The organism is Mesorhizobium sp. (assembly GCF_965229135.1).
Taxonomy (GTDB): domain Bacteria; phylum Pseudomonadota; class Alphaproteobacteria; order Rhizobiales; family Rhizobiaceae; genus Mesorhizobium.
Genome location: NZ_OZ245860.1, coordinates 287,184 through 312,039 on the forward strand (window position 1 = coordinate 287,184; position 24,856 = coordinate 312,039).

Sequence of the window (24,856 nt, forward strand, 5' to 3'; positions counted from 1 at the left end):
CTTGCGGCCAGCAATTGTCGGTCGTAATTTGGGATCATGTCCCATGATCACGACCACGACAATGAACTCGACCCCTTTGCCGCGCGTGTCCGCGCGCTGGAGACGATCCTCACCCGCAAGGGGCTTGTCGACCCGGCGGCCATCGACGTCATCGTCGATACCTATGAGACCAGAATCGGCCCGCGCAATGGCGCCCGGGTGGTGGCCAAGGCCTGGGTCGATCCGGAGTTCGCGGCCTGGCTGAAGCGCGATGCGACGGACGCGATCGGTTCGCTCGGCTATACCGGCCGCCAGGGCGAGCATATGCAGGCGGTGTTCAACTCCGAACACACGCATAACATGGTCGTCTGCACGCTGTGCTCCTGCTATCCATGGTCAGTGCTTGGCCTGCCGCCGGTCTGGTACAAGGCGCCGCCCTACCGGTCGCGCGCGGTGATCGATCCGCGCGGCGTGCTGGAAGAATTCGGGCTGAGGCTGCCGGCCGATAGAAAGATCCGTGTCTGGGATTCGACGGCGGAACTGCGTTATCTCGTCGTGCCGATGCGGCCTCAAGGCACCGAAGGCTGGAGCGACGATCAGCTGGCCGATCTGGTGACCCGCGACGCCATGATCGGCACCGGATTGGCCAAGGAGCCAGCATGAACGGACCGCAGGATCTTGGCGGCCAGATGGGGTTCGGGCCGGTCGCGCCCGAGAAGGACGAGCCGTATTTTCATGCTGCCTGGGAAAAGCGAGCGCTTGGCGTCACGCTATGCGCGGGTGGGATGGGCGCATGGAACATCGACGAGAGCCGCCACGCCCGGGAATCGCTGCATCCCGCCGACTACTATGCATCCAGCTACTATGAGATCTGGATCAAGGCGCTGGAGGTGCTGCTCAAGCGGCACGGTTTCGTCAGCGAGCGCGATCTGGCCGCCTGCACGGCTGTCGATCCCGCTGCCACACCCAAGAGAGTGCTGAAGGCGGAAAACGTGCCGGCGGTGCTGGCAAAGGGGGCCCCTTGCGATCGTCCGGTCGACACGCCTGCGCGCTTCAAGGCCGGTGACCGCGTGCGGACAAAGAACTTCAATCCGGCCGGCCACACAAGGCTGCCGCGCTATGCGCGCGGCAGGCGGGGAATGATCGAGGCCGTGCGCGACGGCTTCGTGTTTCCCGACACTAACGCCCATTGGCAGGGCGAGAATCCGCAATGGGTCTACACAGTGGTTTTCGATGGGACGGAGATCTGGGGCGAGGGCGCCGACCTGACACTGTCGGTCTCGATCGATGCCTGGGAGAGCTACCTTGAGCCGGCTTGAGGTGGGTGGGAACGCAGCCGAATTGCCGCCGGGCGTCGATGGGCCGGTTTTCGCGGAGCCCTGGCAGGCCGAGGCCTTCGCCATGACCGTGGCGCTGCATGAGAAGGGCGTGTTTTCGTGGGATGAGTGGGCGCGGGCCCTGTCGGCCGAGGTGAAGAAGCCGGGCGCGGCGGCGGATGGCCACGACTATTACGAGCATTGGCTGGCGGCGTTGGAAAAGCTGCTTGCGTCGAAGGGCTTGGCTGCCAGGTCTGATGTCGATGCGATTGCCGAGGCCTGGGAGCGTGCGGCACACGCCACCCCGCACGGCAAGCCGATCCTGCTGGAGAACGATCCGGAGTTTCGGTCCGGCGCTTGAGGAGCGTGCCCTTGCGCCGCGCCGATCCCTTGCAAGCCGCCCGCTCGCCCCCCCGGCATCGCTCAGAGACCCGAATGTACCTGGCAGAGAGTCTTTCGATCGGCGCGGCCTTGTGCATAGCGACCAGCGGAATGTTCGCGGGTTAGCTGGTCGGCCGGGTCGACGCCTTGACCCGTGGCTGACAGCAGGGATCAAGCGAACGCTTGCCTTCGCGACGCGAATCCGCTCACACGATCGGATGGATTTTTCACCACAGCAGGACGAGGCGCTCAAGGCGGTCGCCGAGTGGCTCAAGACCGGGAGGCCGCAGGTCTTCCGGCTGTTTGGCTATGCCGGCACCGGCAAGACGACGCTGGCGCGCTATTTCGCCGAGCATGTCGACGGCCAGGTCCAGTTCGCCGCCTTCACCGGCAAGGCGGCACAAGTGCTGCGCTCCAAGGGCGCCACCAACGCCCGCACCATCCATTCACTGATCTACAGGCCCAAGGGCGAGGAATCGGTGTCGGACGAGGTCACCGGTAAGACCTCGATGTCGCCGACCTTTTCGCTCAACCGGCAGAGCCCGATTTCAAAGGCCAAGCTGGTCATCATCGACGAATGCTCGATGGTCGATGAGCAGCTCGGCCGCGACCTGCAGAGTTTCGGCACGCCGATCCTGGTGCTCGGCGATCCCGGCCAGTTGCCGCCAATCTCGGGGGGCGGGTACTTCACCGACCACGAGCCGGACTTCCTGCTTACCGAAATCCATAGGCAGGCGCGCGACAATCCGATCCTGCGGCTGGCGCTCGATGTGCGCGAGGGGCGTGAGTTCATGCGTGGCGACTACGGAACCGCGCAGGTGATCGGCAAGGAAGACGTTACCCAGGACCTGGTGTTGAAGGCGGATCAGGTTCTTGTCGGCACCAACCGCACGCGCCGCCGCTACAACCAGCGCCTTCGCGAGCTCAAGGGCTTCAATGCCGACTATCCGCAAGCCGGCGACAAGCTGGTCTGCCTGCGCAACGATCCGGCCAAGGGACTGCTTAACGGCTCGCTGTGGAAGGTGATGACCTCGTCGCGCGAGACGGTGAAGCCCGGCATCAACCTGCTGGTCTCGCCGGAAGAGGACGATCCGGATCGCGGCGTTGCCAAGATCAAGCTGCTCAAGGCGGCGTTCGAGGATCCGGACGCCGACATTCCCTGGCAGCAGAAGAAGCGCTTCGACGATTTCGACTATGGCTACGCTCTGACCGTGCACAAGGCGCAGGGCTCGCAGTGGAACGAGATCGTCCTGTTCGACGAAAGCTGGGCGTTCAAGGAAACACGCCAGCGCTGGCTCTACACGGCGATCACCCGGGCGGCCGAGCGGCTGACGATCGTGAGATAGCGGTCGTCAGACAGGCGCTTCGATGGGCTTGGCGCCCAGCCATTGCCAGGCAGCTTCTTCGTCTTCTGCCTTGAAATGCCGGAGCTCTATCGGCAATGGCGCGGCAAACCAGCCTTGCACGTCCGGTATCCAGTCGGGTTCGCCAATCGATGCGCAGCGGGCGACGTGCTGTTTTGCATTGGCCTCGCCCTGTTTAAGCGTGTCCTCGGCGACCTTGGCCCAGTCGACGCCGTCATGGTCGATCAGGCGCACGAGCACATCGATCCTCGGATGCAGCGCATAGGCTGCCTCCAGCAGGCCGAACAGGTTTTCGGCGTCGGCGGATGAAACGTGACCGACGACATCCATGGCGAAGAGGTCGTCACGGCTTGTCTCGATACGGCGGATTGCCGGGACTGAGTCGAGAAAATTCACAGGCGCTTCCTTCCGCTGAACGGTGCTCTCCTTCTGGAACACCCAAAACCCCCTGTCTGTTCCCGACAAAGGCGTTATAGATGCCGCCGACAATGCAGCAGGATGCCCCGACCATGCCCGCAAAGCTCTCCGTCAATCTCAATGCCGTCGCCATGCTGCGCAACCGGCGCGACCTGCCGTGGCCAAGCGTCACGGGGATAGGGCGCATCGCGCTCGCGGCGGGAGCGCATGGCCTGACCGTGCATCCGCGCCCCGACGAGCGGCACACGCGCAACTCCGACCTGCCAGGGATCAGGGCATTGATCGACGACGAGTTTCCCAAGGCGGAGTTCAACATCGAAGGCTATCCGACCGAGGACTTCCTCGCGCTTGTGGAAAAGCATCAGCCCGAACAGGTGACACTGGTGCCGGACGATCCGTCACAGGCGACCTCGGACCATGGCTGGGACTTTTCCTCACGGGCCGCTTTCCTGACGCCCATCGTCAAGCGGCTGAAAAAGGGGGGCTTCCGCGTTTCGCTGTTCTCCGATCCCGATCCGGAGGGTGTTTCCGCCGCGCGCGATACCGGCGCCGACCGGATCGAGCTCTATACCGGTCCTTACGGCGGCTATCATTCCGATTCCGCCAAGGCGGCGAAGGAGCTGGAAAGACTGGGAAAAACCGCCGACGCCGCCTTTGCCGCCGGGCTGCAGGTCAATGCCGGCCACGACCTCGTGGTCAGCAATCTGCCTGCGCTCGTGAAGCGAATTCCGGCATTGGCCGAAGTGTCGATCGGACATGGGTTGACAGCCGATGCGTTGGAGTATGGCATGGCCGGCACTGTGGGGCGCTTTCTGAAGGCCTGCGGGTGGTAGTTTCGGGAGCGTCGCGCGGGTGGCATGGCAGCCATCACGCTGGGGCACTTGATATTGCATCGCAGCAAGCGTAGAGCACCGCGCGCTTATCGGAGTGTGGTCCATGGCCCTTGCCAACAGTGGTAGTGAGGCAGAACAAGTCGAACAATCCAGCCATTCTGAGGTCGAGCAGCACAGCACCAAGGTGCTGATGCTGGGCGCGCTCGGTGTCGTCTATGGCGATATCGGCACCAGCCCGATCTACGCGTTCCGCGAGGCGCTGGTGGCGTCGTCGCACGGCACCGTCGCTGATCGCGGCGACATATTGGGCGTGCTGTCGCTGATCATCTGGTCGCTGACGATCATCGTCACCATCAAATACATCATGTTCGTGCTGCGCGCCGACAACCGCGGCGAGGGCGGCGTGCTGTCGCTGATGGCGCTGGCGCGCGGCAGTTTTCCGAAGCGCTCGGCGGTGATCCTGGGCATCGGCATCGTCGGCGCCTCGCTGTTCTTCGGCGATGCGGTGATCACGCCCGCCATTTCGGTGCTGTCGGCGGTCGAGGGCATGAATGTGGTCACGCCCGCCTTCCAGCCCTATGTCGTGCCGCTGACATTGGTCATTCTCGCCGTCGTGTTCGCGGTGCAGCGTTTCGGCACCGGCGGCGTGGGACTGGTATTCGGTCCGGTGACCGCCGTGTGGTTCCTGGCCATCGGCCTATCCGGTCTGAACCATATCATCGCCGATCCGGAGATCCTGTGGGCGATCAGCCCGCACTACATCGTCGCGTTCCTGATCCACTCGCCAGACGTTGCCTTCGTGACGATCGGCGCCATCTTCCTCGCGGTGACCGGCGCGGAAGCGCTCTATGCCGATCTCGGTCACTTCGGCCGCAGGCCGATCGTGCTTGCCTGGCTGTCGATCGTATTTCCGTGCCTGCTGCTGAATTACGCAGGGCAGGGCGCTTTCGTGCTGGCCAATGGTGGCGTGGTCGGCCATCCGTTCTTCGAAATGAACGAGGGCTGGACGCTGATCCCGATGGTCGTGCTGGCAACGGCGGCGACGGTTATCGCCAGCCAGGCGGTGATCTCCGGTGCTTTCTCGCTGACCCGGCAGGCGGTGCAGCTCAACATGCTGCCGCGCCTGGAAATCCTGCATACATCCGACAAGCAGTCGGGCCAGATCTACATGCCGCGCGTCAACCTGCTGCTGGCGCTTGTGGTGATGCTGCTTGTGGTCGGCTTCGGCGAATCCAGCAAGCTGGCCTCGGCCTACGGCATCTCGGTGACCGGCAATATGCTGGTGACGACGGTGCTGCTCTATGTGGTGATGACCCGTATCTGGAAGTGGAAGCTGTCCGTGGCGATCCCGCTGACCGTGCTGTTTGCCTTCATCGATATCGGCTTCTTTGCCTCCAACATCGTCAAGGTGTTCGAGGGTGGCTGGGCGTCGCTGGCAGTGGCCTTCACTATCGTGCTGGCCATGTGGACCTGGGTGCGCGGCAGCCGCTATCTGTTCGAAAAGACCCGCCGCAACGAGATCCCGCTCGATTTCCTCGCCGCCAATCTCCTGAAGAAGAAGCCGCAGCTGGTATCGGGCACCGCCGTTTTCCTGACCAGCGATCCCCTCAGCGCGCCAACGGCGCTGATGCACAGCCTGAAGCACTACAAGGTGCTGCACGAGCAGAACGTCATCCTTTCCGTGGTGACGGCACCGCAGCCGGTGGTGCCAGACAGCGACCGGGTGAAAATGGAGACAGTCAACGAGCTGTTCATGCGGGTGACGCTGACCTTCGGCTACATGGAGCAGCCCAATATTCCGCGTGCGCTGGCCATTTGCCGCAAGCAGGGCTGGAAGTTCGACATCATGACGACATCCTTCTTCCTGTCGCGGCGCTCGCTCAAGGCGTCGCCCAATTCCGGCATGCCTGTCTGGCAGGACCGGTTGTTCATCGGATTGGCGCGGACCGCGGCGGACGCAACGGAATATTTCCAGATTCCGACGGGGCGCGTGGTGGAAATCGGCACGCAGGTCGCCATTTGAGGTCTTGAACGCATAGGCCGAGGAGGCAGGTATGAGCGGCGAATTGGTTGTCGTCACCGGCGGATCCGGCTTTCTCGGCGCTCATTGCATCCTGGCATTGCTGAAACAGGGCTTTCGCGTGCGCACGACCGTCCGGTCTCGGGCGCGTGAAGCCGATGTCCTCGCCATGCTTAGGGTCGGCGGCGCCGAACCGGGAGATGCGCTCTCCTTCGCCATTGCCGATCTCATGTCGGACAAGGGCTGGTCGGAGGCGATGGCCGGATGCGCCTACGTCCTTCACGTCGCCTCGCCATTTCCGCCTGGCGTGCCCAAGCATGAGGATGAGCTGATCATTCCGGCCCGTCAGGGTGCTTTGCGCGTGCTACGGGCCGCGCGTGACGCTGGAGTGAGGCGTGTCGTGCTTACTTCGTCCTTCGCGGCGGTCGGCTATGGCAAGATGCCACTCAATGGCCAGCCGTTTACCGAGGAGAACTGGACTGACCCTACGGCCAGGGTCAGCGCCTATGTGAAATCGAAGACGCTGGCTGAGCGTGCGGCCTGGGATTTCATCGCGTCCGAAGGCGGCGCACTGGAACTCGCGGTCGTCAATCCCGTGGGAATCTTCGGACCGGTGTTCGGCCCGGACCATTCGACCTCCACGGAATTTGTCCAGCGCATGTTGAATGGTGGCCTGCCTGGGCTCCCGCGTCTGTCCTTCGGCGTGGTCGACGCGCGGGACGTGGCGGACCTGCATGTGCGTGCCATGACCAATCCCGCCGCCAAGGGCGAACGCTTCCTGGCGGTTGCCGGCGATTTCCTGACGGTGCGGGAGATAGCGCAAACTTTGAAAGCACGGCTCGGCGATGCGGCCGCGCGCGTCACGACGCGGCAGCTTCCCGATTGGCTGGTGCGGATCGTCGGGCTGTTCAACCCGGAAGCCGCGCAACTCGTGACGGAACTGGGCAAGGTGAAGAACGCCACCAATGCCAAGGCGGTCCGCATGCTGGGCTGGGCGCCACGACCACGCGAAGAAGCTCTCGTGGCGACGGGAGAGAGCCTGATCCGGCTGAAACTGCTCAAGGCATCGAAGTAGCGTGGCGGGAAATCGGAATACGATTTCCCGCCACGCGGATTTTTAGCCAGCGAGTTTGGCCTTGTTGGCCTCCAGGAACTGCTTCAGCGACACCGACTTGCGGCCGGAAAGTTTCTCGACGGAGTCGGTCACCATGCCGAGGTCACCGGCACGCGTCGCGGCGTCGAAGGACACAAGAAGCTTGGCGATAGGCTCGGGCAGGCCGTTTGCCTTCATTCCTTCGGTCAACGCGTCATCGGAAAGCTGCACGACCTCGATCGGCTTGCCGGTGACTTCCGTGACCAGCGCCGCGACTTCGGCAACCGTGTAGGCCTTCGGGCCGGTCAGCGTGTAGGTGGTGCTTTCCTTGGCGTCGGAAGCAAGGCCGCCGGCGATCGCCGCCGCCATGTCGTCGCGCGCGCAGTAGGAGATGCGGCCATCGGCCGCTGACGTATACCAGTGTCCAGACGCCAAAGTGTGCGGCAGCGACATGAACAGGTTCTCGTCATACCAGCTGTTACGGAAGATCGTGTAGGCAATGCCCGTCGCCTTGATCGCCTGTTCGGTGTCGTAGTGGTCGGGCGCGAAAACGACCGCTGAACCCGGCTCGGGATTGGGCAGTGAGGTGTAGAGCAGGTGGGCGATACCGGCCTTGCTGGCCGCGGTGACCGCCGCGATCTGCTGCTCACGCCGCTTGCCCATGATCGCCAGTTCATTGGTGGAGATGATGAGCACTCGGCCGGCACCTGCGAAGGCCTTGGCGAGCGATGCCTGATCATCGAAATCGGCTTCGCGGACTGTGACGCCGCGCGCCGCGAGGTCGGCGAGGCTGGCGGGGGTGCGGGTGGTGGCGATGATGCGCGCCGCCGGAACCTTGAAGGTGTCGAGCAGATGGTTGATTACACTGCGGCCGAGTTGGCCGGAGGCGCCGGTGACGAGAAGGGTGTCGGTCATTAGGGGTCCTGACGTTGCGCCGGAATGGCGGGTGCTTATATAGCTCTCAAAAAGAGACCAGCACTAGAATAGGAATTGCCAGCCCGCCGTAAAGAAGGCAGTTTTTCGGGAGGTAGGCACACGCAGGGAACCAGCCATGGACAGCAAGGTTGTCGATCTGAAATTGAAACTCGAGATTTACCGAGCGGAAAGCGGCGGTGGAAATCTCGCCGATTGCCCGGTCCGCGATGTCATCCAGGGCATCAGCGGCAAGTGGAACACGCTGTTGATGTCGGCACTGGCGGAGAAGCCGTATCGCTTCGGCGAGCTGCGCCGGCTGGTGCCTGATATTTCGCAGCGCATGCTCACCCAGACGCTGCATGATCTGCAACGCGACGGTTATGTGCATCGCGAGGTTTTCCCGACGAAGCCGCCGAGCGTGGAATATAGCCTGACCGATCTCGGCCGATCGATGTTTGGTCCCTTGCATCAGTTGCTGCTCTGGGCCGAACTCAACCATGGCGCGGTTCGCGACGCGCGGGCGGCTTTCGACGCCGCTGCAGGTTGACACCTGCCGACGATGCGGGCGGCGGCTTGATTTGGCTTTAACGTTGAAGGATTGTCACGGCCAATCCGGCTTTGGGGGGATTGGCATTTCTTACGACATCGCAATTGCCGGCGCCGGCCAGGCGGGGCTGGCCACGGCGCTCTATCTGCAACGTGCCGGACATCGGGTCACGGTGTTCGAGCGGTTTGACGAACCGAAACCCGTTGGCTCAGGACTGATCCTGCAGCCGACCGGTCTGACTGTGCTTGCCGACCTCGGCCTGCTCGACGACATCCTGTCGCTCGGCAGCCGCATCGACCGCCTGCATGGTGCCGATGCCTCGACCGGCCGAACGGTGCTTGACGTGCGCTATGATGCCCGGCGCGGCGGCCGTTTCGGGCTTGCGGTGCATCGGGCGGCCCTGTTCGGCGTGCTTTTCCGTGCTGCCCAGCGTGAGGCGATCCCCATCGAGACCGGTGTCGAGATCCAGGCGCTGGAAACCGGTGAGCGGGCAACGCTGATCCGCGGCAATGGACGAAAGACAGGGCCGTTCGACCTTGTCGTCGACGCCAGCGGTTCGCGCTCGAAGCTGCGGCACGGTATGAACGACCCGACCCAACCACGGCCGCTCACCTATGGTGCATTCTGGGCGTCGCTCGGCTGGCGCAGCGAACGTTTCGACGAACATGCGCTGCTGCAGCGCTACGACAGGGCCAGCGTGATGATCGGCGTGCTGCCGATCGGCAAGCCTGAACCGGGCGCCGAAAGGATGGCCGCCTTTTTCTGGAGCCTGAAGCCGGCGGATGCCGAACAGGTGTGGGCGGCGGGTGTTGACGCCTGGAAGGAGAGGGTGGTTGGGCTGTGGCCGCAATGCGAGGCTTTCACCAGCCAGATCGACAGCTTCGACCAGCTTTCTCTGGCGCGCTACGGCCACCACACAATGAAGCGGCCTACCGGCCGGCGGCTGGCGGTTATCGGCGATGCAGCGCATTCGACCAGCCCGCAACTCGGGCAAGGCGCCAACATGGCGCTGCTGGATGCGGCTGCGCTCAGCCACGCGCTGGAGCGGACGGGCAGTGTCGAGGCAGCACTTGAGGCCTATGCGAGGTCACGGCGCTGGCATGTCCGCGTCTTCCAGGCGCTGTCGCTCGCTTTCACGCCGTTCTACCAGTCTGACTCCGTGATGCTGCCCCTCATCCGCGACAGGCTGGTGGCGACGATCGCGAAGATCCCGCCGGCGCCGCAATTGCTGGCCTCGATGGTGGCGGGAACGGTTATCGATCCCTTCAGGCGGATCGGGCTGAGGGAAGCGATTTGGCCGGATCGAGACGTAGCCCCATCAGGCCAGATGGCAGCCCCGAAGAAAGGATAGCGTAGCCAGCACGCCAGCTAACGAGATTAAGGTTGCCGCATTTGACGATGACGGGGAGCCAGATCAACATCGTCTTTCTTCGCACATGATATCCGGCCGTGAGGTCAGGCGATGGAAATATGACTTGCAAGGGCAGGCACAATACGCCATAGAGAAGCCGAACCGTAACGTACGGTACGGCTTCGATTTGCTGGCCTCCGTAGCATCTGGGAATGATCGTGTTGCAGGCAAACGCCGACATCGACAACAGCGAGGCGCTGACAGAGCGGCAGAAAGCCGTTCTGGATGCGGCCTTGCGGTTGCTGGTCGAGGAGGGCGATCAGCTGACCATGACAGCCGTGGCGCGGCGGGCAAGCTGCTCCAAGGAAACGCTGTACAAATGGTTCGGCGATCGTGACGGCCTCCTGACGGCGACCGTGCAATGGCAGGCCTCCAAGGTGCGCGTGGCACAGGTAGACGGCCGGGGGCTCGACCTTGCTTCGCTGACCGCCAGCCTGGAGCGCTTCGCATCGGATTGGCTGAGCGTCATCTCCAGCGATACCTCGATCGCGCTCAACAGGGTGGCGGTCGGTCATGCCGGTTCCGGCAAGGACAATCTTGGCGCCGTCGTTCTGGAGAATGGCCGCTTCGCGCTGGCCAAGCGACTGAAGCCAGTGTTGGAAGCCGGCCGTCAAGCCGGGCTTCTCGACTTCCCGGACGCCGAGACGGCGTTCCGGACTTTCTTCGGGCTCGTCGCCCGTGACGTGCAGATCCGTCTGCTGCTCGGCGACCGGCTGGAATTGACTGATGCGACAATCGGCGGCGACGCCGCCCGGGCGACGCAGCAGTTTCTCGCTCTTCATGGAGCAAAAACCGGCCGCGAGGCCTCCGACTTATAAAAACGGGAAGGAAGACAAAATGCGTGTCTATTACGATCGCGATGCCGATCTCAATCTGATCAAGGGCAAGAAGGTCGCCATCATCGGCTACGGCAGCCAGGGCCGGGCGCATGCGCTCAACCTCAAGGATTCGGGCGCCGAGGAGATCGTCATTGGTCTCAAGGCCGGCTCGGCGACCGCCAAGAAGGTGGAGGCCGACGGCCTCAAGGTGATGAGCGTGGCCGACGCCGCCAAATGGGCCGACCTGATGATGATGGCAACGCCCGACGAGCTGCAGGCCGACATCTACAAGAACGAAATCGCGCCGAACATCCGCGACGGCGCGGCAATCGCCTTCGCCCACGGCCTCAACGTGCATTTCGGCCTCATCGAGCCGAAGTCGACGGTCGATGTCGTCATGATCGCGCCGAAGGGCCCCGGCCATACGGTGCGCGGCGAATACCAGAAGGGCGGCGGTGTGCCTTGCCTCGTCGCCGTCAACCAGGATGCCTCGGGCAATGCGCTTGACCTCGCTTTGTCCTACGCTTGCGGCGTCGGCGGCGGCCGTTCGGGCATCATCGAGACCAATTTCCGCGAGGAATGCGAAACCGACCTGTTCGGCGAGCAGGTCGTGCTCTGCGGCGGTCTGGTCGAACTGATCCGCGCCGGCTTCGAGACGCTGGTGGAAGCCGGATATGCGCCGGAAATGGCCTATTTCGAATGCCTGCACGAAGTGAAGCTGATCGTCGACCTGATCTATGAGGGCGGCATCGCCAACATGAACTACTCGATCTCGAACACCGCCGAATGGGGCGAATATGTCTCGGGTCCGCGCATCATCACCGCCGAGACCAAGGCCGAGATGAAGCGCGTGCTGAAGGACATCCAGACCGGCAAGTTCACCTCGGAATGGATGCAGGAATATCGCGCCGGCATGTCGCGCTTCAAGGGCATCCGCCGCAACAACGACAGCCATCAGATCGAGGAAGTCGGCGCCAAGCTTCGTGCCATGATGCCGTGGATTTCGAAGAACAAGCTGGTCGACAAGGCCAAGAACTGATCGAATCCACGCTCTTTCCTTTGCGCGTCCTCGGGCCTTGCCCTGCTGGCGCGCGGGGGATTTCGAAGTGGAAGCTGGTCGATAAGGCCAAGAATCAATTAGCGATTTCGCGATTGTCTCGAAAAAGCCGGCGGAGCGATCCGCCGGCTTTTTCACGCCAGGGTTGTCCCGTTCCGGCACGAATATCATGGCATGAATGTCGCTTTCATTCGTGCCGGGACACGGGGGATGAACGATGAACATGATGGCTGGCGGCAACGCGTTTGGCGAGCGCCGCGCACAAAGGCGACGGCGTGCCTTGAAAGGCGCCACACTGCGCTTCAACAGGGGCTTTGGTGCCATGGAAGGCGTCGTGCGCAACGAGTCCGAAAATGGAGCGCTGTTGAGCTTTGGTGACACAAGCGGTGTACCGTCCAGATTCGATCTGGAGGTCAATGGTGCGGGGCGCCGCCGCGCGGCGCGTGTGCGCTGGCGTTCATTGACGCTTGTCGGCGTCGAATTCGTCGACTGAGGACTTGCTATCCGCGACCGCGGTTCAACCGTAATGCCAGTGCGGCTTTGGTTCGGTGCCCGTGAACTCCACGCCGATACGATCCTCGCGGCGCCAGCGGACCACTGCCTTGTAGCCTATGCCGTCGGTCGGGACGTAGAGGAGGAATTCGTCAGGTACGCGCGCGTCGATGGACACCTTCAGTTCGGCGCCACCGGCGTGCATGTTGCGCACCGTGCATTTGACTTCGGAATTGGTGATGCCGGTGAGGATCGTGGCGCCCTTGAGGACGCGCTGCCTGCGCTTGTCTCTGTTTTCGTCGTCGGCCATCGCGCAAATCCCAGGCGATCGTCGCAGTCATCTGGTTTGATCCGCACGATGCATAGGCCTGCCAGATAAATAGAGCGTTATCGCCGGTGGCGATAGGGTGAACCTTCTTCGATGCTGATGGAAGGCCAGCCAAACGAAAAACGGCGCCGCGTTGCGCGGCGCCGTTCCACATTTGTCAGTCACGCTCAGCTATAAGGCGAGTAGCACTGCTGGCGTGGGCCATTGTAGGGCTGGAAGCTGTTGTCATAGGCGCGATACGACCGATAGCGGTCGTAGCACCACCGGACATGCGCGCTGGAAAGTCGCCCTGCGCGATAGTAGCGGCGGGGCGGTGGCGCATCATAATAGCCATTGTTGAGGGCTGAACCGATGCCCAGACCCAAGCCAAGGCCCAGGATCGCCGCACCTGCACCGTCATCATAGTAGCCGCCACCGCCATAGTACCGGCCGCCATTATGCCGCCAGTGCCGGCCACCGTTCCCGTTTCCGCCGCCGTGCCAGTTGTGCCGGCCATTGTTGCGCTGGAACTGCCAGTTGCCGTTGTTGTTGCCACCAGCCCAGCTGTCACGCACCGGTACGACTTCGGGGGCCGCGGTGGCGGCCGGAAGCGGCGCATTAGGCTGGATCATGGGGCCGGCCATCGCCGGTGCGGACAGGCCCGATATGACACCGAGGGCCAAAAGCCCCGATCTGACCGTCGAAGAAAAGAGCGAAGTCATTGCAACTCTCCAAAAATATACTGGCCCCACGCCTACCCTTGGAAGGGCCATGAAAGTGGACGCTTGCATCTGAACGGAGGATGAACGCAAAGGTTCCATCAACCCTGACGGGAACACGTCAGGCCCAATCGATGCCGTCGGACTGGCCCCGTGCCCTTGTTTTCCGCGTCGCTTGCGGGCAAAGCTCCTCGCCATGTCGCTGCGCCTAGCCACCTTCAACGTCGAGAACCTGATGAACAGGTTCGATTTTTCCGGATACCGCAACCAGCTCAATGAAGACCGCACCCTGGCGCTTTTCGATATCCAGAGCGAGGCCGAGTACAAGATGCTGGAGCAGGCCCGTGCAATCGCCCAATCCGACGACACGCGGCAGTTGACGGCGCTAGCGATCGCGGCCACCCGCGCCGACATCATCTGCATGCAGGAGGTCGACAATATCGAGGCGCTGAAGGCGTTCGAATATGGCTACCTGTTCAAGATGGTGGGGCAGGGCTATCGCCAGAAGTACACGACCGCCGGCAATGATTCGCGCGGCATCGACGTCGCCATCATGATGCGCAACGAGACCGCGCAGGGCCAGCCGATCGAGTTCGTGCGCATGACCAGCCATGCCTATGTCACATACGAGCAGTTCGGCCTGCACACGCCGGAGCTTGAGGCATTGGGAAACCAGGCCAATGAGCGCATCTTCCGGCGCGACTGCCTGGAGATCGACGTGACCGTCGGTGGCGCGCCGCTGACGCTCTACCTCGTGCATTTCAAGTCGATGGGTCCACCCCGCAACGGCCTTGACGGGCGGGAAGCCACGATGCCCGTGCGCATCGCCGAGGCACAAGCCGTGCGCCGTATCATCGAGGACCGTTTCGGCAAGGAGCATGCCGCTGGCAAGCACTGGGCGATCTGCGGCGACATGAACGACTACCGGCAGCGCGTGAAGGTCGCTGGCGATGCCATGGACGGCCACCGCTTCGAGGTGGTCGACGAGAACCAGTCCTGCATCGATGTGCTCACCGCCGGCGGCTTTTGCGAAAACGTGGTCGAGCGGCGGCCGGAAATGAACCGCTGGACCTTCTACCACACGCGCGGTCCGCAAGAGCGGCATCTGTGCCAGCTCGACTATATCCTGCTGTCGAAGGGGCTGGCGGAAAGGAATGCGACCGCCGTTCCAGACATCATCCGCAATGGCCAGCCCTGGCGCACGATCTTTCCGGCGGGCCAGGAGGTGGAGCGCTTTCCACGCGCCGGCTGGGACCGGCCGAAGGCTTCGGACCATTGTCCGGTGGTGATCGGCCTGGAGATGGCCTGACAGGCCGACAGAAGGTGCCCATGAGCTTCGACCTGCCGCGCAATGTCATTTTCCCAGTCGATGCCGTCGATGTTCGGCTCGATCCCGGCCCGCACCCGTTCGCGCTCGCCAACGAACAGGAGATCGCCGAGAACTGGCGGCGTGAAACAGCAGCCAACCCGGCGCTGTTCGACGGCACGGTGGTGTTGCTCTCCGAACTCGCCTACCGGGACAATCGCCTTGTCGGCCGCTGTCATGCCGTAAACTACGCGACCTTCATGCTGTGGCGTAGACGGCGTGAGAATTCGGGCGCCGAGCATGCCTATGCCCACGCCATGCTGGTTGCTGGCGACAACGCGCTGGTGGCGATCCGCATGGCCGCGCATACGGTCAACGCCGGCCGCGTCTATTTCGCCGCCGGCTCATTCGAGCCCATCGATTTTCGCGACGGGCTGGTCGATGTCGACTTCAACGTGATCCGCGAGGTGGGCGAGGAGACGGGTCTGGACCTGTCAGGCGCCGAGCGCGGCAAGCGCTACCACGCCATGTCGACCAGCAGCGGCACGGTTATTTTCCGCCGCTATCACGTTGATGCGCCGGCTAATGAGATTGCTTCGCGCATCGACGCCTTCGTCGCCGCCGAGGCCAATCCGGAGATCGACGGACCGGTGATCATCCGCCACGCCGCCGACCTGCCAGAGGGGCTGATGGGACACATGAAGCCGCTGATCGAGTGGCATTTCGCGGGCAATAGCTAGGTCTGTCGCTTCACTCGTGCCGCAGTGCGTCGATCGGATCGAGGCGTGCGCCCCGCATCGCTGGGAAGAAGCCGAACACCATGCCGATCAGCGCCGAGAAGCCGACGGCGAGCAGGATGACCGCCGGGCTCGGCGCGAAGGGGATCCCCAGTGTCAGCGAGGCCAGCCCGGCCAGCGACAGGCCGATCAGGATGCCGATGACGCCACCGAGCAGCGACAGCACCGTGGCCTCGACCAGGAACTGGATGAGGATGTGCTTTTCATGCGCGCCGATGGCCAGCCTGATGCCGATCTCACGCGTTCGCTCGGTGACGGACACCAGCATGATGTTCATGATGCCGATGCCGCCGACAAGCAGGCTGACGCCGGCGACGGCGCCGAGCATGCCGGTCATGGTGGTGGTGGCGCTGGCCATGGCATCGGCGATCTGAGTCATGTCGCGGATCGCGAAATCGCTTTCGCGGTCGGGCGTGATGTGCCTGGCATCGCGCAAAATATCCTCGACGCGGGGCTGCAACTCCGTCGTCGGGGTCTGGTCGTCGGCGGAAACATAGATGTTGTCGATGTTGCGGTTGCCGGCGATGCGGCGCTGATAGGCGGCGAGCGGCATCAGCACGACATTGTCCTGGTCCTGGCCGAAGCCGGTATAGCCCTTCGGCTCGAGCAGGCCGATGATCTTGCAGGAGGTGCGGTTGACGCGAATGATCTCGCCTTCGGGATCGCCGGCGCCGAAGAACTGCTGGCGCACCGTTTCGCCGATCATGCAGACGCCGGTGCCGGAGCGTGTTTCCGAATCGCTGAACGGCCGTCCCGAGACGAGCTTCCAGTCGCGGGCGTCGAGATAGGCGCTGGTGGTGCCAGTGACGCCGGACGTGAGGCTCTCCGTGCCGAAGATGACGCGGACCTGCTTTTGCGAGGCCGGAGCGATGGCGCGCGCGCCGGTGAGATGCGTGACAAGCGCCGCCACGTCCTTGTCAGCCAGCGGCCGCACGACCTGGTCGAGCCCTCCCGGTCCGCCGGGGCCGGCCGGACGACCGGCACGGATCACCAGAAGGTTGCTGCCGAGCTTGGCGATGTCGGCCTTGACCTTCTCTGTGGTGCCGGAGCCGATGGTCAACATGGCAATGACCGCGGCGACGCCGATGACGATGCCGAGCAGCGTAAGAAATGAGCGCAACACGTTGCGGCGGACCGAGCGCAGCGAGAGGCGGACGGTTTCCCATATCATGGTTGGGCCCCCTCCATATGCCTGGTGTCGGAGGCGACATGACCGTCGAGAAAGCGGATCGTGCGTCCGGCATAATCAGCCACATCGGGCTCGTGCGTGACCATGGCGATGGTCAGGCCGAGCTCCCGGTTCAGCCGCGTCAGCAATTCCATGATCTCATGCGTGCGGGCGGTGTCGAGGTTGCCGGTGGGTTCGTCGGCAACGAGAAGCGTGGGGCGGGTGACGATGGCGCGCGCGATCGCCACGCGCTGCTGCTGGCCGCCGGAGAGTTCTGCCGGCGTGTGGTGCTCGCGACCGACAAGGCCAACCTCCGCCAGGGCCTTCATGGCGAGCGCCCGGCGTTCGCCGGCCGAGACACCGCGATAGATCAGCGGCAGTTCGACATTTTCGGCCGCCGTGGTGCGCGGCAGCAGGTTGTAGCCCTGGAAGACGAAGCCGATGTAGAGATTGCGCAGCATGGCGCGGCGGTTGCGGTCCAGCCGGCCGGCATCCATTCCCATGAAGCTGTAGGTTCCGGCGGTCGGCGTGTCGAGGCAGCCGATGATGTTCATTGCCGTCGACTTGCCCGAACCGGAGGGACCCATGATGGCGACGAACTCGCCGCGGCGGATGGCAAGGTCGACGCCGGCCAGCGCATGGACGCGGGCTTCGCCCTGGCCATAGCTCTTCCAGACCCTTTCGAAAGTGATGAGCACCGGATCGGCCACGTTCGTCAGCTTCGCGACTGGGACGCTGTGATCACCTGCGCGCCCTCTCGCAGACCCGAAGTGATCTCGGTCAATTCGCCATCGGTGGAGCCGATCTTGACGCTGACCGCACGAGGTTTCCCATCCTCCAGCACGTAGAGCGTCCGCGATCCGTCGGTCGGCGCCTTCGTCTGCGATGGGCGGTCGCCCCCGGGCCGCCTCATGCCGCCGGCAAACATGTCGGCGAGGCTCCAGCCGCGAGCCGTCTGCTGCACCGGCCGATAGCGGAACGCCGAGGCCGGCACGGTAAGCACGCCCTTGGCCTGCTTCGTCACCACCGAAACGGTCGCGGTCATGCCGGGCCGCAACAGGAGTTCGCCATTGTCGACGTCGAACCGCGCGTCATAGGTCACGACGCCGTCGGTGGTGACCGACGCGTAGGAGATGTCGCGGATCTGGGCGTTGAACGGTCGCTCCGGGAATGCATCGACTGTGAAGCGCGCGTGCTGGCCGGGCTTGACCGCGCCGATATCGGCCTCGTCGACGGCGGCCTTCAACTCCATGTTCCTGAGATCGGCGGCGATGATGAACAGCACCGGCGCCTGCAGCGAGGAGGCCACCGTCTGGCCCGGGTCGACCGAGCGCGTGAGCACGATGCCGTCGATCGGCGCATAGATGGTGCTCTTGGCGAAATCCGTCTGCTGCGCCTTCAGATCCGCCCTGGCGATAGCAAGATTGGCCTCGGCGCTGTCGAGTGCGGCCTTGGCTCGGTCGCGCGTTGCCGCCGCCGCCTCCAACGACTGGTCTGTCGCCATGCCGCGCTTGGTGAGCGCCGCGGCACGCACCAGCGCACTTTCGTTCTCCTTTAACGTCACCGTCGCGTTCTCGAGATTGGCCGCCGCTGCCTTCGCGGAAGCCTCTGCACGCTCGATCTGGACCTGGAGCTTGGCGGTGTCGAGCGCCGCCAGCACATCGCCTTTCCTGACCTGCTGGTTCTCGTTGACAGAGACGGAGCGGACGACGCCGGACAGCTCGCTGGAGATGTCGACCTGGTTGAGAGGCTGCAGCGTGCCCGTGGCGGATACCTCGATCGTGAGATCGGCGGCCGCGGCGGGAACCGTGGTATAATCGATCCTCGCGGGAGAGGCCGCATACCACTGATAGCCGGCGATGGCCGCGATCATGACGGCAAGCGTCAGCACGGCGTAAAGCCAGCCGCGCCGCCGTTTCCGGTTCAGGCCTTTGCGGTCGAGCCCGAGCGCTGCCTCTATGGTCGAATCCGATTCAGCCTTTGGCGGATTGACAATCTGGTCCATGCCGGACCCCTATAATATGCGTTGTGTCCCAATGCCCTGACACATCAGGGTTCGGGACCGTAATTTCAAATTAAATTTCACCCATGTTGGGATTCATGCAGAGGACATCCGGGATGCAGCCGCGCAATTACTTGCTCTATGACGTCTTTACGCGCGATCGGCTGGCCGGCAATCCGCTGGCCGTCGTGCTGGATTGCGAGGGATTGGACACGGCCGCGATGCAAGCCGTCGCGCGCGAGTTCAACTTGTCTGAATCGGTCTTCGTGCTGCCGCCGGAAAATCCCAAGCATCGCGCCCGCATCCGCATTTTCACGCCGGACTATGAGATGCCGTTCGCCGGCCATCCGACGGTGGGGGCGGCGATCGCGCTCGCCGAAATGAGCGAGGATGACGGCGCGGCCGGCATCTTCGTGCTCGAGGAGAATATCGGCCCAGTGCGCTGCGCCGTCAGCCGCGGCGATGGGGCGACCTTCGCCGAGTTCGACCTGGCGAAGCTGCCCGAGCAACTGGAACTCTCCGCCGACCCGGCGCGAATCGGCGCCGCGCTCGGGCTTGCGCCGCACGAGATCGGTTTCGAGAATCACCAGGTGTCGTTCTGGTCGGCAGGCGTGCCCTATGTGACCATTCCCGTTGCCGACTTGGAAGTCGCCTCGCGCATCAGGCTGGACAACCAGGCGTGGTCGGAACTTGCGCCGCGCAAGAGCGACTGGGCCTTCGCCAGCCCGTATGTCTACTGCCGCCAGACGGTGAATCACGAGAGCGCCTTCCATGTCCGCATGATCGTTCCCGGCACCCCTTCCTATGAAGACCCGGCTACCGGTTCGGCGGCGGCCGCCTTTGCCGGCGCGATCATGCATTTCGACGGCCCCACGGACGGTGTGTCGCAGCTTTGGATCGAACAGGGGCTGGAGATGGGGAGGGCGTCGCGTATCCGCCTCGAATTGAACGTGGAAGGCGGAAAACTGGCCTCCGCGCGCATCGGAGGCAACGCCGTGAAGGTGGCGGAAGGCCGGCTTTTCGTCTGATCGCGATGGGCTGAAAGCGATTTGTCGGGAAATGACTCCGGCGGGGCTAGACATGACGGATGGTGGCGGCTATATGCCCGCCAACGCCGGTTTTTGCCGGCCGAGTGGGTGCGTAGCTCAGTTGGTAGAGCAGCTGACTCTTAATCAGCGGGTCCACAGTTCAATCCTGTGCGCACCCACCAAATTCTTCAAAGACTTGGTGGAAAGACCCTGGACGATGAGGCGCGTTGAAGCGCCCCATACCCGGCAAAGAATGCTTCGAGGTTCAGGCTTGACGGCTGCGGTTGAGCCTCATGGCGCCGGCTTGCCGATACTCGCCTTGAACTTGACCTTCATTGCGATCTGACCGGTCACCATGATCTGCGATCCACCGATGCCGCCCATGTTGCGATTGGCGTTGACGTTCGTGGTGACGCTGGTGACCTCGCATGTGTCGGCGATGGTCTCGATCACCATCGCGCAGCTGCTGGCAGCGACCTTGTAGAATGAACGAAGACCCGCTTGCTGCTGCACGGCGACATCCTCGTCGTCCTTGACCGGAATGCCGATCGCAATGCTGGACTGCACCCTGGCGAGCCCGTCATCCCCTGGGCGCCGGGGGCGACCTGTGTCGTCAAGGACTTGAGAAAACGCCGGCGCGACGGTGCCGCAAAGCAATGCAATGATAATTGTTGCCTTTAAATACATCATTTGATCTCCATTTGAGGTTCTCTTCTCTCATGGAAGTAATCAAGGCGGCGTTATTGCTTTGGCTCAATAATGCTGAAAATTTGACTGATTTCTTGTCTGGCCCGCGGGCCTCAGTCAAACAGGGGTTCCCGGCGAAATGTGTGGGTCATGAACTTGCCGAATCGCCGGGAACTTGCCGAATCGAAAGCAATGCCGTTGCCCGCGCTTTGACGGCCGACGGCATCGTGCGACAGGCCAGCGCTTACTTCTCCGACACGCCAGCTTCCGCGAAGCTTGCCATGCGGGCGTGACACTCCAGCGCCGAGCGGACGATGTTGACGGCGAGGCAGGCGCCGGAGCCTTCGCCGAGCCGCATGCCGAGATCGAGCAGGGGCGGCAGGCCGAGTGCTTCCAGCAAGCCGCGATGGCCCGATTCGGCCGAGACGTGGGCGGCGATGGTGTGGGCGAGGCCTGTCGGATGCAGCTTTGCCAGCGGCGCGGCGGCGGCGGTGCAGACGAAGCCGTCGAGCAACACGGGTATGCCCAGATGACGGGCGGCCAGCGTCGCGCCAAGGATGGCGGCGAGTTCGCGTCCGCCAAGCGTGGCTGCAACGCCCAGCGGGTCGGAGAGGGCGGCTGCGTGACGCCTGAGACCAGCTTCGATGGCAACCACCTTGCGCTTCAGGCCGGTGTCATCGACACCAGTGCCGCGCCCCGTCCACTTTTCGGCTCCGCCGCCAAACAGCGCCGCCGAAATGGCCGCGGCCGGCGTGGTGTTGCCGATGCCCATCTCGCCGAAGCAGATAAGATCGAGGTCTTGCGTCACCGCGTCGTAGCCGGTCGAAACGGCGGTCAGGAATGCCGTTTCGTCCATCGCCGGCACCTGAGTGAAATCGCCTGTGGGATGGTCGAGGTCGAGCGGGATGACGTCGAGTTCGGCGCCGGCGACGCGGGCAAGCTGGTTGATGGCGGCGCCGCCGCCGGCGAAATTCGCCACCATCTGCACGGTGACTTCCGACGGAAAGGCCGAGACGCCCTGCGCGGTGACGCCGTGGTTGCCGGCGAAGACAAAGACCTTCACCCGATCGAGCCTGGGCATGTCGCGACCCTGCCAGCGCGCCAGCCATGCCGCGATGGTCTCCAGCCGGCCGAGACTGCCTTGCGGCTTGGTCAGCGTGTCCTGGCGGCGGGCGACGGCATTGGCCGCCGCATCGCTGCCGGCTGGCAGATCGAGGCAGGCGGCGCGCAGTTCATCGAGTGATTTGAAGGACATGGGGGCAAAGTCTCCAAAAGGCTAGGATTCAGGAAAGGGCAACGGAAGCGACGAGAAGCACGGCTATTTCGCTCAGTTGCTGCAGGGCGCCGACCGTGTCACCGGTCTGGCCGTTGATCTGGTTGAGGCAAAGGGCACGGAAGGCGGTGAACAAAAGGCCGAGCAGGATGAGGGCGACAATGGCGCCGCCGAGCCCGAGCAACAGCAGTGGAATTGCGCCTAGCACCGCGCCCAACACAGCGGTTTCGCGCGAGACGGCGCCGGCACCGGCCGAGAGGCCTTCGGACCGCGCTGGCGGCAACAGATGCATGAAGGCGCCGAGAACGCCGCGCGAAGCCGCGTGCGCCGCCACGAGGGTAAACAGTGCCTGTGTCGGATCGGCGACCTGCGACAGCACGCTCCAGCGGATGAGCAGCGACAGACCCAGCGCCGACGCGCCATAGGCGCCGATGCGGCTGTCGCGCATGATCTCCAGCTTCCGTCCCCGCGACTTGCCGCCGCCAAAACCATCCGCGACATCGGAAAGCCCGTCCTCGTGCAGGCAGCCCGTGGTGATTACCGTCGCGGCGAGCGCAAGTGCCGCTGCAGGACCGATGGCCAGGCCGAATCGTTCCGCGGTGGCAAAGACGATCGCCCCGATCAGGCCCACGGCGAGACCTGCGACAGGGGCCGCCCAGATCGCGGCGGCAAGGCTGCGGCCGCGAAATTCGATGACCGGCAGCGGCAGGCGGGTGAAGAAGACCAGGCAGAGCGCGATATCGTCGAGGATCCGCCGGGGCGATGCGGCCATGCTCCGGAGCTTGAGCATGATCTTTTCCGAAAACCGGTTCCCACTTTTCGGGATCATGCTCTAGCCCTTCGCGATGGCGTGGAAGAACGTGCCGCTGACATTGCCGCGCCGGTAGCCCGAAGCCCCCAGTGGGTTGCCCAGACCATCGGCGAGGTCTGCCAACGGCTCGTCATTACCGGTAGCAAGCATCTGCGCATAGTGGAATTCGTGGCCGCGAATCGCCGCGCCCCGCGCGCCCAGTGGACAATCGGCGCGCAGCCGCGCCTCGCGGTAGCCGAGATTCATCTTCCGCTTGGCGAAGCTGGTGGAATGGCCGAGCAGACCGAGCATGGCATGCGTTTCGCCGGAAGCATCCTCGAGCGTTTCACCAAGCACCATGAAGCCGCCGCACTCGCCGTGAACCGGCTTCGCCTTGGCGAAACGCGCCGTGCCCGCGCGAAAATTCGTGGCCGCGGCGAGGCGCCCGGCATGGAGTTCCGGATAGCCGCCGGGTAGCCAGCACACGTCACAATCCCCGGCGGGTGCTTCATCGGCAAGCGGCGAGAAGGAGACGATCTCCGCCCCGGCCTTGCGCCAGTAGGCGGCGACATGCGGGTATAGGAAGGTGAACGCGGCATCTTCCGCCAGCGCGATGCGCTGGCCGGGCGGCTGCAGGGCATCGCCGAAGTCGCCCGGAGCGGGCGAGAACGGCTTTGCCAGCGCCATGATGGCGTCGAGGTCGAGCGAACTCTCAACCATGTCCGCCAGCCGGTCGAGATGCGCCATGAGGTTCTCATATTCGCCGGCCTGGACGAGGCCGAGATGGCGCTCGGGCAGGTTCAAACTCGGGTCGCGCATGATGGCGCCGACCACCGGCAGGCCGATGGCCTCGATCGCATCGCCGCAGAGCCGGCGGTGCCGCTCGCTGCCCAGGCGGTTGAGCACCACGCCGGCCATCGGCACATCGGGATCGTAGGTGGCAAAACCCTTGGCGACGGCCGCCGCCGTCGTCGACTGTCCCGAAACGTCGAGCACCAGCAGCACTGGCAGGCCATAGAGCCGGGCGAGGTCCGCGGCCGAACCGGTGCGCCCTTGCGCCGAGGGGATACCGTCGAACAGGCCCATCGCGCTTTCGAGGAAGATGAATTCCGCCTCATCGGCTGCGCTGCCGGCAAGAGCATTGAGCAAGGCAGGCGACATCGCCCAGCTGTCGAGGTTGACGCCCGAAAGCCCGGTAGCGGCGGTGTGGAAGCCGGGATCGATGTAGTCCGGGCCGGATTTGGCGCCGCGCACCTTGATGCCGCGCCGCGCCAGTGCGCGCAGGATGCCGATGGTGACGCTGGTCTTGCCCGAGCCGGAGCGCGGTGCGCCGATGATGATCGCGCGGGTCATTGTCCGCACGCCAGCGCCGCGCGCATCGCGACGATGCCGCCGACGACGATCAGCGCCGGCGAGGCAAGGCCGGCGGCCGCGGCTTCCTCGGCAAGGGTTGCGAGTGTGGCGACGACGATGCGTTCCTGCGGCGTCGTCGCGGCGACGATCACAGCGGCGGGTGTCGAAGGCGCCAGTCCGCCTTCCAGCAGCGAGGTGGTTATGGCCTGCAGGTTGGCCATTCCCATGTAGATGACCACCGGCTGGCCGGTACGGGCGATCGCACCCCAGTCGACGTCGTCATCGGTGCCGGCGGCATGACCGGTTGCCAATATCACCGCCTTGTTGATGCCGCGCATGGTGGCTGGAATGCCGGTTGCGGCCAGCGCGCTGAGGCCCGAGGTGAGACCGGGCAGGACGTGGAACGGGATGTTTTCGCGGGCAAGGGCCAGCGCCTCTTCGCCGCCACGGCCGAAAATATAGGGATCGCCGCCCTTCAGCCGGACAACGCGACGACCCTCGCGCGCCAGCCGGACGAGCAAGGCGGTGATGTCGTCCTGCTTCATCGATGGCTGGCCGCCGCGCTTGCCGGCATAGAACAGTTCCGCGTCCTCGGCGACCGCTACGATCCCTGGCGACACCAGCGCGTCATAGACCAGCGCATCGCACTGCCCAAGGGCGGCCAGCACGTCCAGCGTCAGGCAGCCGGGATCGCCAGGGCCAGCGCCGGCCAGCCAGACATGGCCGGGCTCCAGCTGGCGCGGCTTGAAATTCAGACGTGCCATCGATCGTTCGACCGTCCTG

General features: G+C 64.0%; 27 protein-coding genes and 1 tRNA gene. 16 read left to right on the forward strand and 12 right to left on the reverse strand.

What is annotated here, in order from left to right:
* Window positions 1-36: 36 nt before the first annotated feature.
* From nthA to ACO07C_RS01315, 4 genes are all read left to right on the forward strand, one after another.
* Window positions 37-642 (forward strand): nitrile hydratase subunit alpha, encoded by a 606-nt coding sequence (gene nthA, locus ACO07C_RS01300; RefSeq protein WP_421912431.1) that lies wholly within the window; start codon window positions 37-39, stop codon window positions 640-642.
* A complete protein-coding gene (gene nthB / locus ACO07C_RS01305; protein WP_421912432.1) occupies window positions 639-1,298 on the forward strand; it encodes a nitrile hydratase subunit beta in 660 nt (219 codons plus the stop codon). Before nthA ends, nthB begins: the two co-directional genes overlap by 4 nt.
* The gene (locus ACO07C_RS01310) at window positions 1,267-1,656 is read left to right on the forward strand and encodes a nitrile hydratase accessory protein (protein WP_421912433.1); all 390 of its coding nucleotides are present in this window, start codon (window positions 1,267-1,269) and stop codon (window positions 1,654-1,656) included. Before nthB ends, ACO07C_RS01310 begins: the two co-directional genes overlap by 32 nt.
* Window positions 1,657-1,894: 238 nt before the next feature.
* The gene (locus tag ACO07C_RS01315) at window positions 1,895-3,022 is read left to right on the forward strand and encodes an ATP-dependent DNA helicase (protein WP_421912434.1); all 1,128 of its coding nucleotides are present in this window, start codon (window positions 1,895-1,897) and stop codon (window positions 3,020-3,022) included.
* A 6-nt stretch (window positions 3,023-3,028) separates the two neighbouring features.
* Here ACO07C_RS01315 and ACO07C_RS01320 read toward each other — a convergent pair whose 3' ends face one another.
* The gene (locus ACO07C_RS01320) at window positions 3,029-3,436 is read right to left on the reverse strand and encodes an STAS/SEC14 domain-containing protein (protein ID WP_421912435.1); all 408 of its coding nucleotides are present in this window, start codon (window positions 3,434-3,436) and stop codon (window positions 3,029-3,031) included.
* A gap of 113 nt (window positions 3,437-3,549) precedes the next feature.
* Here ACO07C_RS01320 and ACO07C_RS01325 point away from each other — a divergent pair, with 113 nt between their 5' ends.
* From ACO07C_RS01325 to ACO07C_RS01335, 3 genes are all read left to right on the forward strand, one after another.
* Window positions 3,550-4,290, forward strand: a complete 741-nt coding sequence (locus ACO07C_RS01325) for a pyridoxine 5'-phosphate synthase (protein ID WP_421912436.1) — start codon at window positions 3,550-3,552, stop codon at window positions 4,288-4,290.
* Window positions 4,291-4,393: 103 nt separating this feature from the next.
* Window positions 4,394-6,313, forward strand: a complete 1,920-nt coding sequence (locus ACO07C_RS01330; protein WP_421912437.1) for a potassium transporter Kup — start codon at window positions 4,394-4,396, stop codon at window positions 6,311-6,313.
* 31 nt (window positions 6,314-6,344) lie between these two features.
* Window positions 6,345-7,385 (forward strand): SDR family oxidoreductase, encoded by a 1,041-nt coding sequence (locus ACO07C_RS01335; RefSeq protein ID WP_421912438.1) that lies wholly within the window; start codon window positions 6,345-6,347, stop codon window positions 7,383-7,385.
* Window positions 7,386-7,427: 42 nt separating this feature from the next.
* Here ACO07C_RS01335 and ACO07C_RS01340 read toward each other — a convergent pair whose 3' ends face one another.
* Window positions 7,428-8,318 carry an SDR family oxidoreductase gene (locus tag ACO07C_RS01340; protein ID WP_421912439.1) on the reverse strand — a complete coding sequence of 297 codons (891 nt, stop codon included), beginning with the start codon at window positions 8,316-8,318 and terminating at the stop codon, window positions 7,428-7,430.
* 136 nt (window positions 8,319-8,454) lie between these two features.
* Between ACO07C_RS01340 and ACO07C_RS01345 the strand changes: the two genes are divergently transcribed.
* The 5 genes from ACO07C_RS01345 to ACO07C_RS01365 all read left to right on the forward strand — a co-directional run bounded on the left by ACO07C_RS01345 (window position 8,455) and on the right by ACO07C_RS01365 (window position 12,644).
* Complete coding sequence (locus ACO07C_RS01345; protein ID WP_421912440.1) at window positions 8,455-8,865, forward strand: winged helix-turn-helix transcriptional regulator; 411 nt, start codon at window positions 8,455-8,457, stop codon at window positions 8,863-8,865.
* Between the two features lie 31 nt (window positions 8,866-8,896).
* A complete protein-coding gene (locus ACO07C_RS01350; protein WP_421912441.1) occupies window positions 8,897-10,216 on the forward strand; it encodes an FAD-dependent oxidoreductase in 1,320 nt (439 codons plus the stop codon).
* A 221-nt stretch (window positions 10,217-10,437) separates the two neighbouring features.
* Window positions 10,438-11,094, forward strand: coding sequence for a TetR/AcrR family transcriptional regulator (locus ACO07C_RS01355; protein ID WP_421917417.1), 657 nt, complete (start codon window positions 10,438-10,440; stop codon window positions 11,092-11,094).
* A gap of 19 nt (window positions 11,095-11,113) precedes the next feature.
* On the forward strand, window positions 11,114-12,133 hold the full coding sequence (gene ilvC / locus ACO07C_RS01360; protein ID WP_421912442.1) for a ketol-acid reductoisomerase: 1,020 nt from the start codon (window positions 11,114-11,116) through the stop codon (window positions 12,131-12,133).
* A gap of 235 nt (window positions 12,134-12,368) precedes the next feature.
* Window positions 12,369-12,644: a PilZ domain-containing protein gene (locus tag ACO07C_RS01365; RefSeq protein ID WP_421912443.1), complete on the forward strand. Its 276-nt coding sequence runs from the start codon at window positions 12,369-12,371 to the stop codon at window positions 12,642-12,644.
* A 24-nt stretch (window positions 12,645-12,668) separates the two neighbouring features.
* On the opposite strand, the gene ACO07C_RS01370 is transcribed toward ACO07C_RS01365, so the two are convergent.
* Together ACO07C_RS01370 and ACO07C_RS01375 are read right to left on the reverse strand one after the other, a co-directional pair.
* Window positions 12,669-12,953: a PilZ domain-containing protein gene (locus ACO07C_RS01370; protein WP_421912444.1), complete on the reverse strand. Its 285-nt coding sequence runs from the start codon at window positions 12,951-12,953 to the stop codon at window positions 12,669-12,671.
* Window positions 12,954-13,138: 185 nt separating this feature from the next.
* On the reverse strand, window positions 13,139-13,672 hold the full coding sequence (locus ACO07C_RS01375) for a BA14K family protein (protein WP_421912445.1): 534 nt from the start codon (window positions 13,670-13,672) through the stop codon (window positions 13,139-13,141).
* Window positions 13,673-13,865: 193 nt separating this feature from the next.
* On the opposite strand from ACO07C_RS01375, the gene ACO07C_RS01380 reads away from it, so the two are divergent.
* On the forward strand, window positions 13,866-14,978 hold the full coding sequence (locus ACO07C_RS01380; protein ID WP_421912446.1) for an endonuclease/exonuclease/phosphatase family protein: 1,113 nt from the start codon (window positions 13,866-13,868) through the stop codon (window positions 14,976-14,978).
* Between the two features lie 20 nt (window positions 14,979-14,998).
* Window positions 14,999-15,715: a hypothetical protein gene (locus ACO07C_RS01385; RefSeq protein ID WP_421912447.1), complete on the forward strand. Its 717-nt coding sequence runs from the start codon at window positions 14,999-15,001 to the stop codon at window positions 15,713-15,715.
* A 10-nt stretch (window positions 15,716-15,725) separates the two neighbouring features.
* Here ACO07C_RS01385 and ACO07C_RS01390 read toward each other — a convergent pair whose 3' ends face one another.
* From ACO07C_RS01390 to ACO07C_RS01400, 3 genes are read right to left on the reverse strand one after another with little or no spacing between them, the layout of a single operon-like run.
* Complete coding sequence (locus ACO07C_RS01390; RefSeq protein ID WP_421912448.1) at window positions 15,726-16,943, reverse strand: ABC transporter permease; 1,218 nt, start codon at window positions 16,941-16,943, stop codon at window positions 15,726-15,728.
* Complete coding sequence (locus ACO07C_RS01395; protein WP_421912449.1) at window positions 16,940-17,650, reverse strand: ABC transporter ATP-binding protein; 711 nt, start codon at window positions 17,648-17,650, stop codon at window positions 16,940-16,942. The genes ACO07C_RS01390 and ACO07C_RS01395 overlap by 4 nt, the downstream gene beginning before the upstream one ends.
* A 5-nt stretch (window positions 17,651-17,655) precedes the next feature.
* On the reverse strand, window positions 17,656-18,945 hold the full coding sequence (locus ACO07C_RS01400) for an efflux RND transporter periplasmic adaptor subunit (RefSeq protein WP_421912450.1): 1,290 nt from the start codon (window positions 18,943-18,945) through the stop codon (window positions 17,656-17,658).
* A 113-nt stretch (window positions 18,946-19,058) separates the two neighbouring features.
* Here ACO07C_RS01400 and ACO07C_RS01405 point away from each other — a divergent pair, with 113 nt between their 5' ends.
* Both ACO07C_RS01405 and ACO07C_RS01410 read left to right on the forward strand, forming a co-directional pair.
* Window positions 19,059-19,970 carry a PhzF family phenazine biosynthesis protein gene (locus ACO07C_RS01405; RefSeq protein ID WP_421912451.1) on the forward strand — a complete coding sequence of 304 codons (912 nt, stop codon included), beginning with the start codon at window positions 19,059-19,061 and terminating at the stop codon, window positions 19,968-19,970.
* A 106-nt stretch (window positions 19,971-20,076) separates the two neighbouring features.
* A tRNA-Lys gene (locus ACO07C_RS01410) sits at window positions 20,077-20,152 on the forward strand.
* Window positions 20,153-20,261: 109 nt separating this feature from the next.
* Here the strand turns inward: ACO07C_RS01410 and ACO07C_RS01415 are convergent.
* The 5 genes from ACO07C_RS01415 to cobA all read right to left on the reverse strand — a co-directional run bounded on the left by ACO07C_RS01415 (window position 20,262) and on the right by cobA (window position 24,837).
* Window positions 20,262-20,660 carry a hypothetical protein gene (locus tag ACO07C_RS01415; RefSeq protein WP_421912452.1) on the reverse strand — a complete coding sequence of 133 codons (399 nt, stop codon included), beginning with the start codon at window positions 20,658-20,660 and terminating at the stop codon, window positions 20,262-20,264.
* A gap of 241 nt (window positions 20,661-20,901) precedes the next feature.
* The gene (gene cobT / locus ACO07C_RS01420; protein ID WP_421912453.1) at window positions 20,902-21,912 is read right to left on the reverse strand and encodes a nicotinate-nucleotide--dimethylbenzimidazole phosphoribosyltransferase; all 1,011 of its coding nucleotides are present in this window, start codon (window positions 21,910-21,912) and stop codon (window positions 20,902-20,904) included.
* Between the two features lie 28 nt (window positions 21,913-21,940).
* Complete coding sequence (locus tag ACO07C_RS01425; RefSeq protein WP_421912454.1) at window positions 21,941-22,720, reverse strand: adenosylcobinamide-GDP ribazoletransferase; 780 nt, start codon at window positions 22,718-22,720, stop codon at window positions 21,941-21,943.
* Window positions 22,721-22,762: 42 nt separating this feature from the next.
* Window positions 22,763-24,073: a cobyrinate a,c-diamide synthase gene (locus ACO07C_RS01430; protein ID WP_421912455.1), complete on the reverse strand. Its 1,311-nt coding sequence runs from the start codon at window positions 24,071-24,073 to the stop codon at window positions 22,763-22,765.
* Complete coding sequence (gene cobA / locus ACO07C_RS01435) at window positions 24,070-24,837, reverse strand: uroporphyrinogen-III C-methyltransferase (protein WP_421912456.1); 768 nt, start codon at window positions 24,835-24,837, stop codon at window positions 24,070-24,072. Before cobA ends, ACO07C_RS01430 begins: the two co-directional genes overlap by 4 nt.
* Window positions 24,838-24,856: the final 19 nt, after the last annotated feature.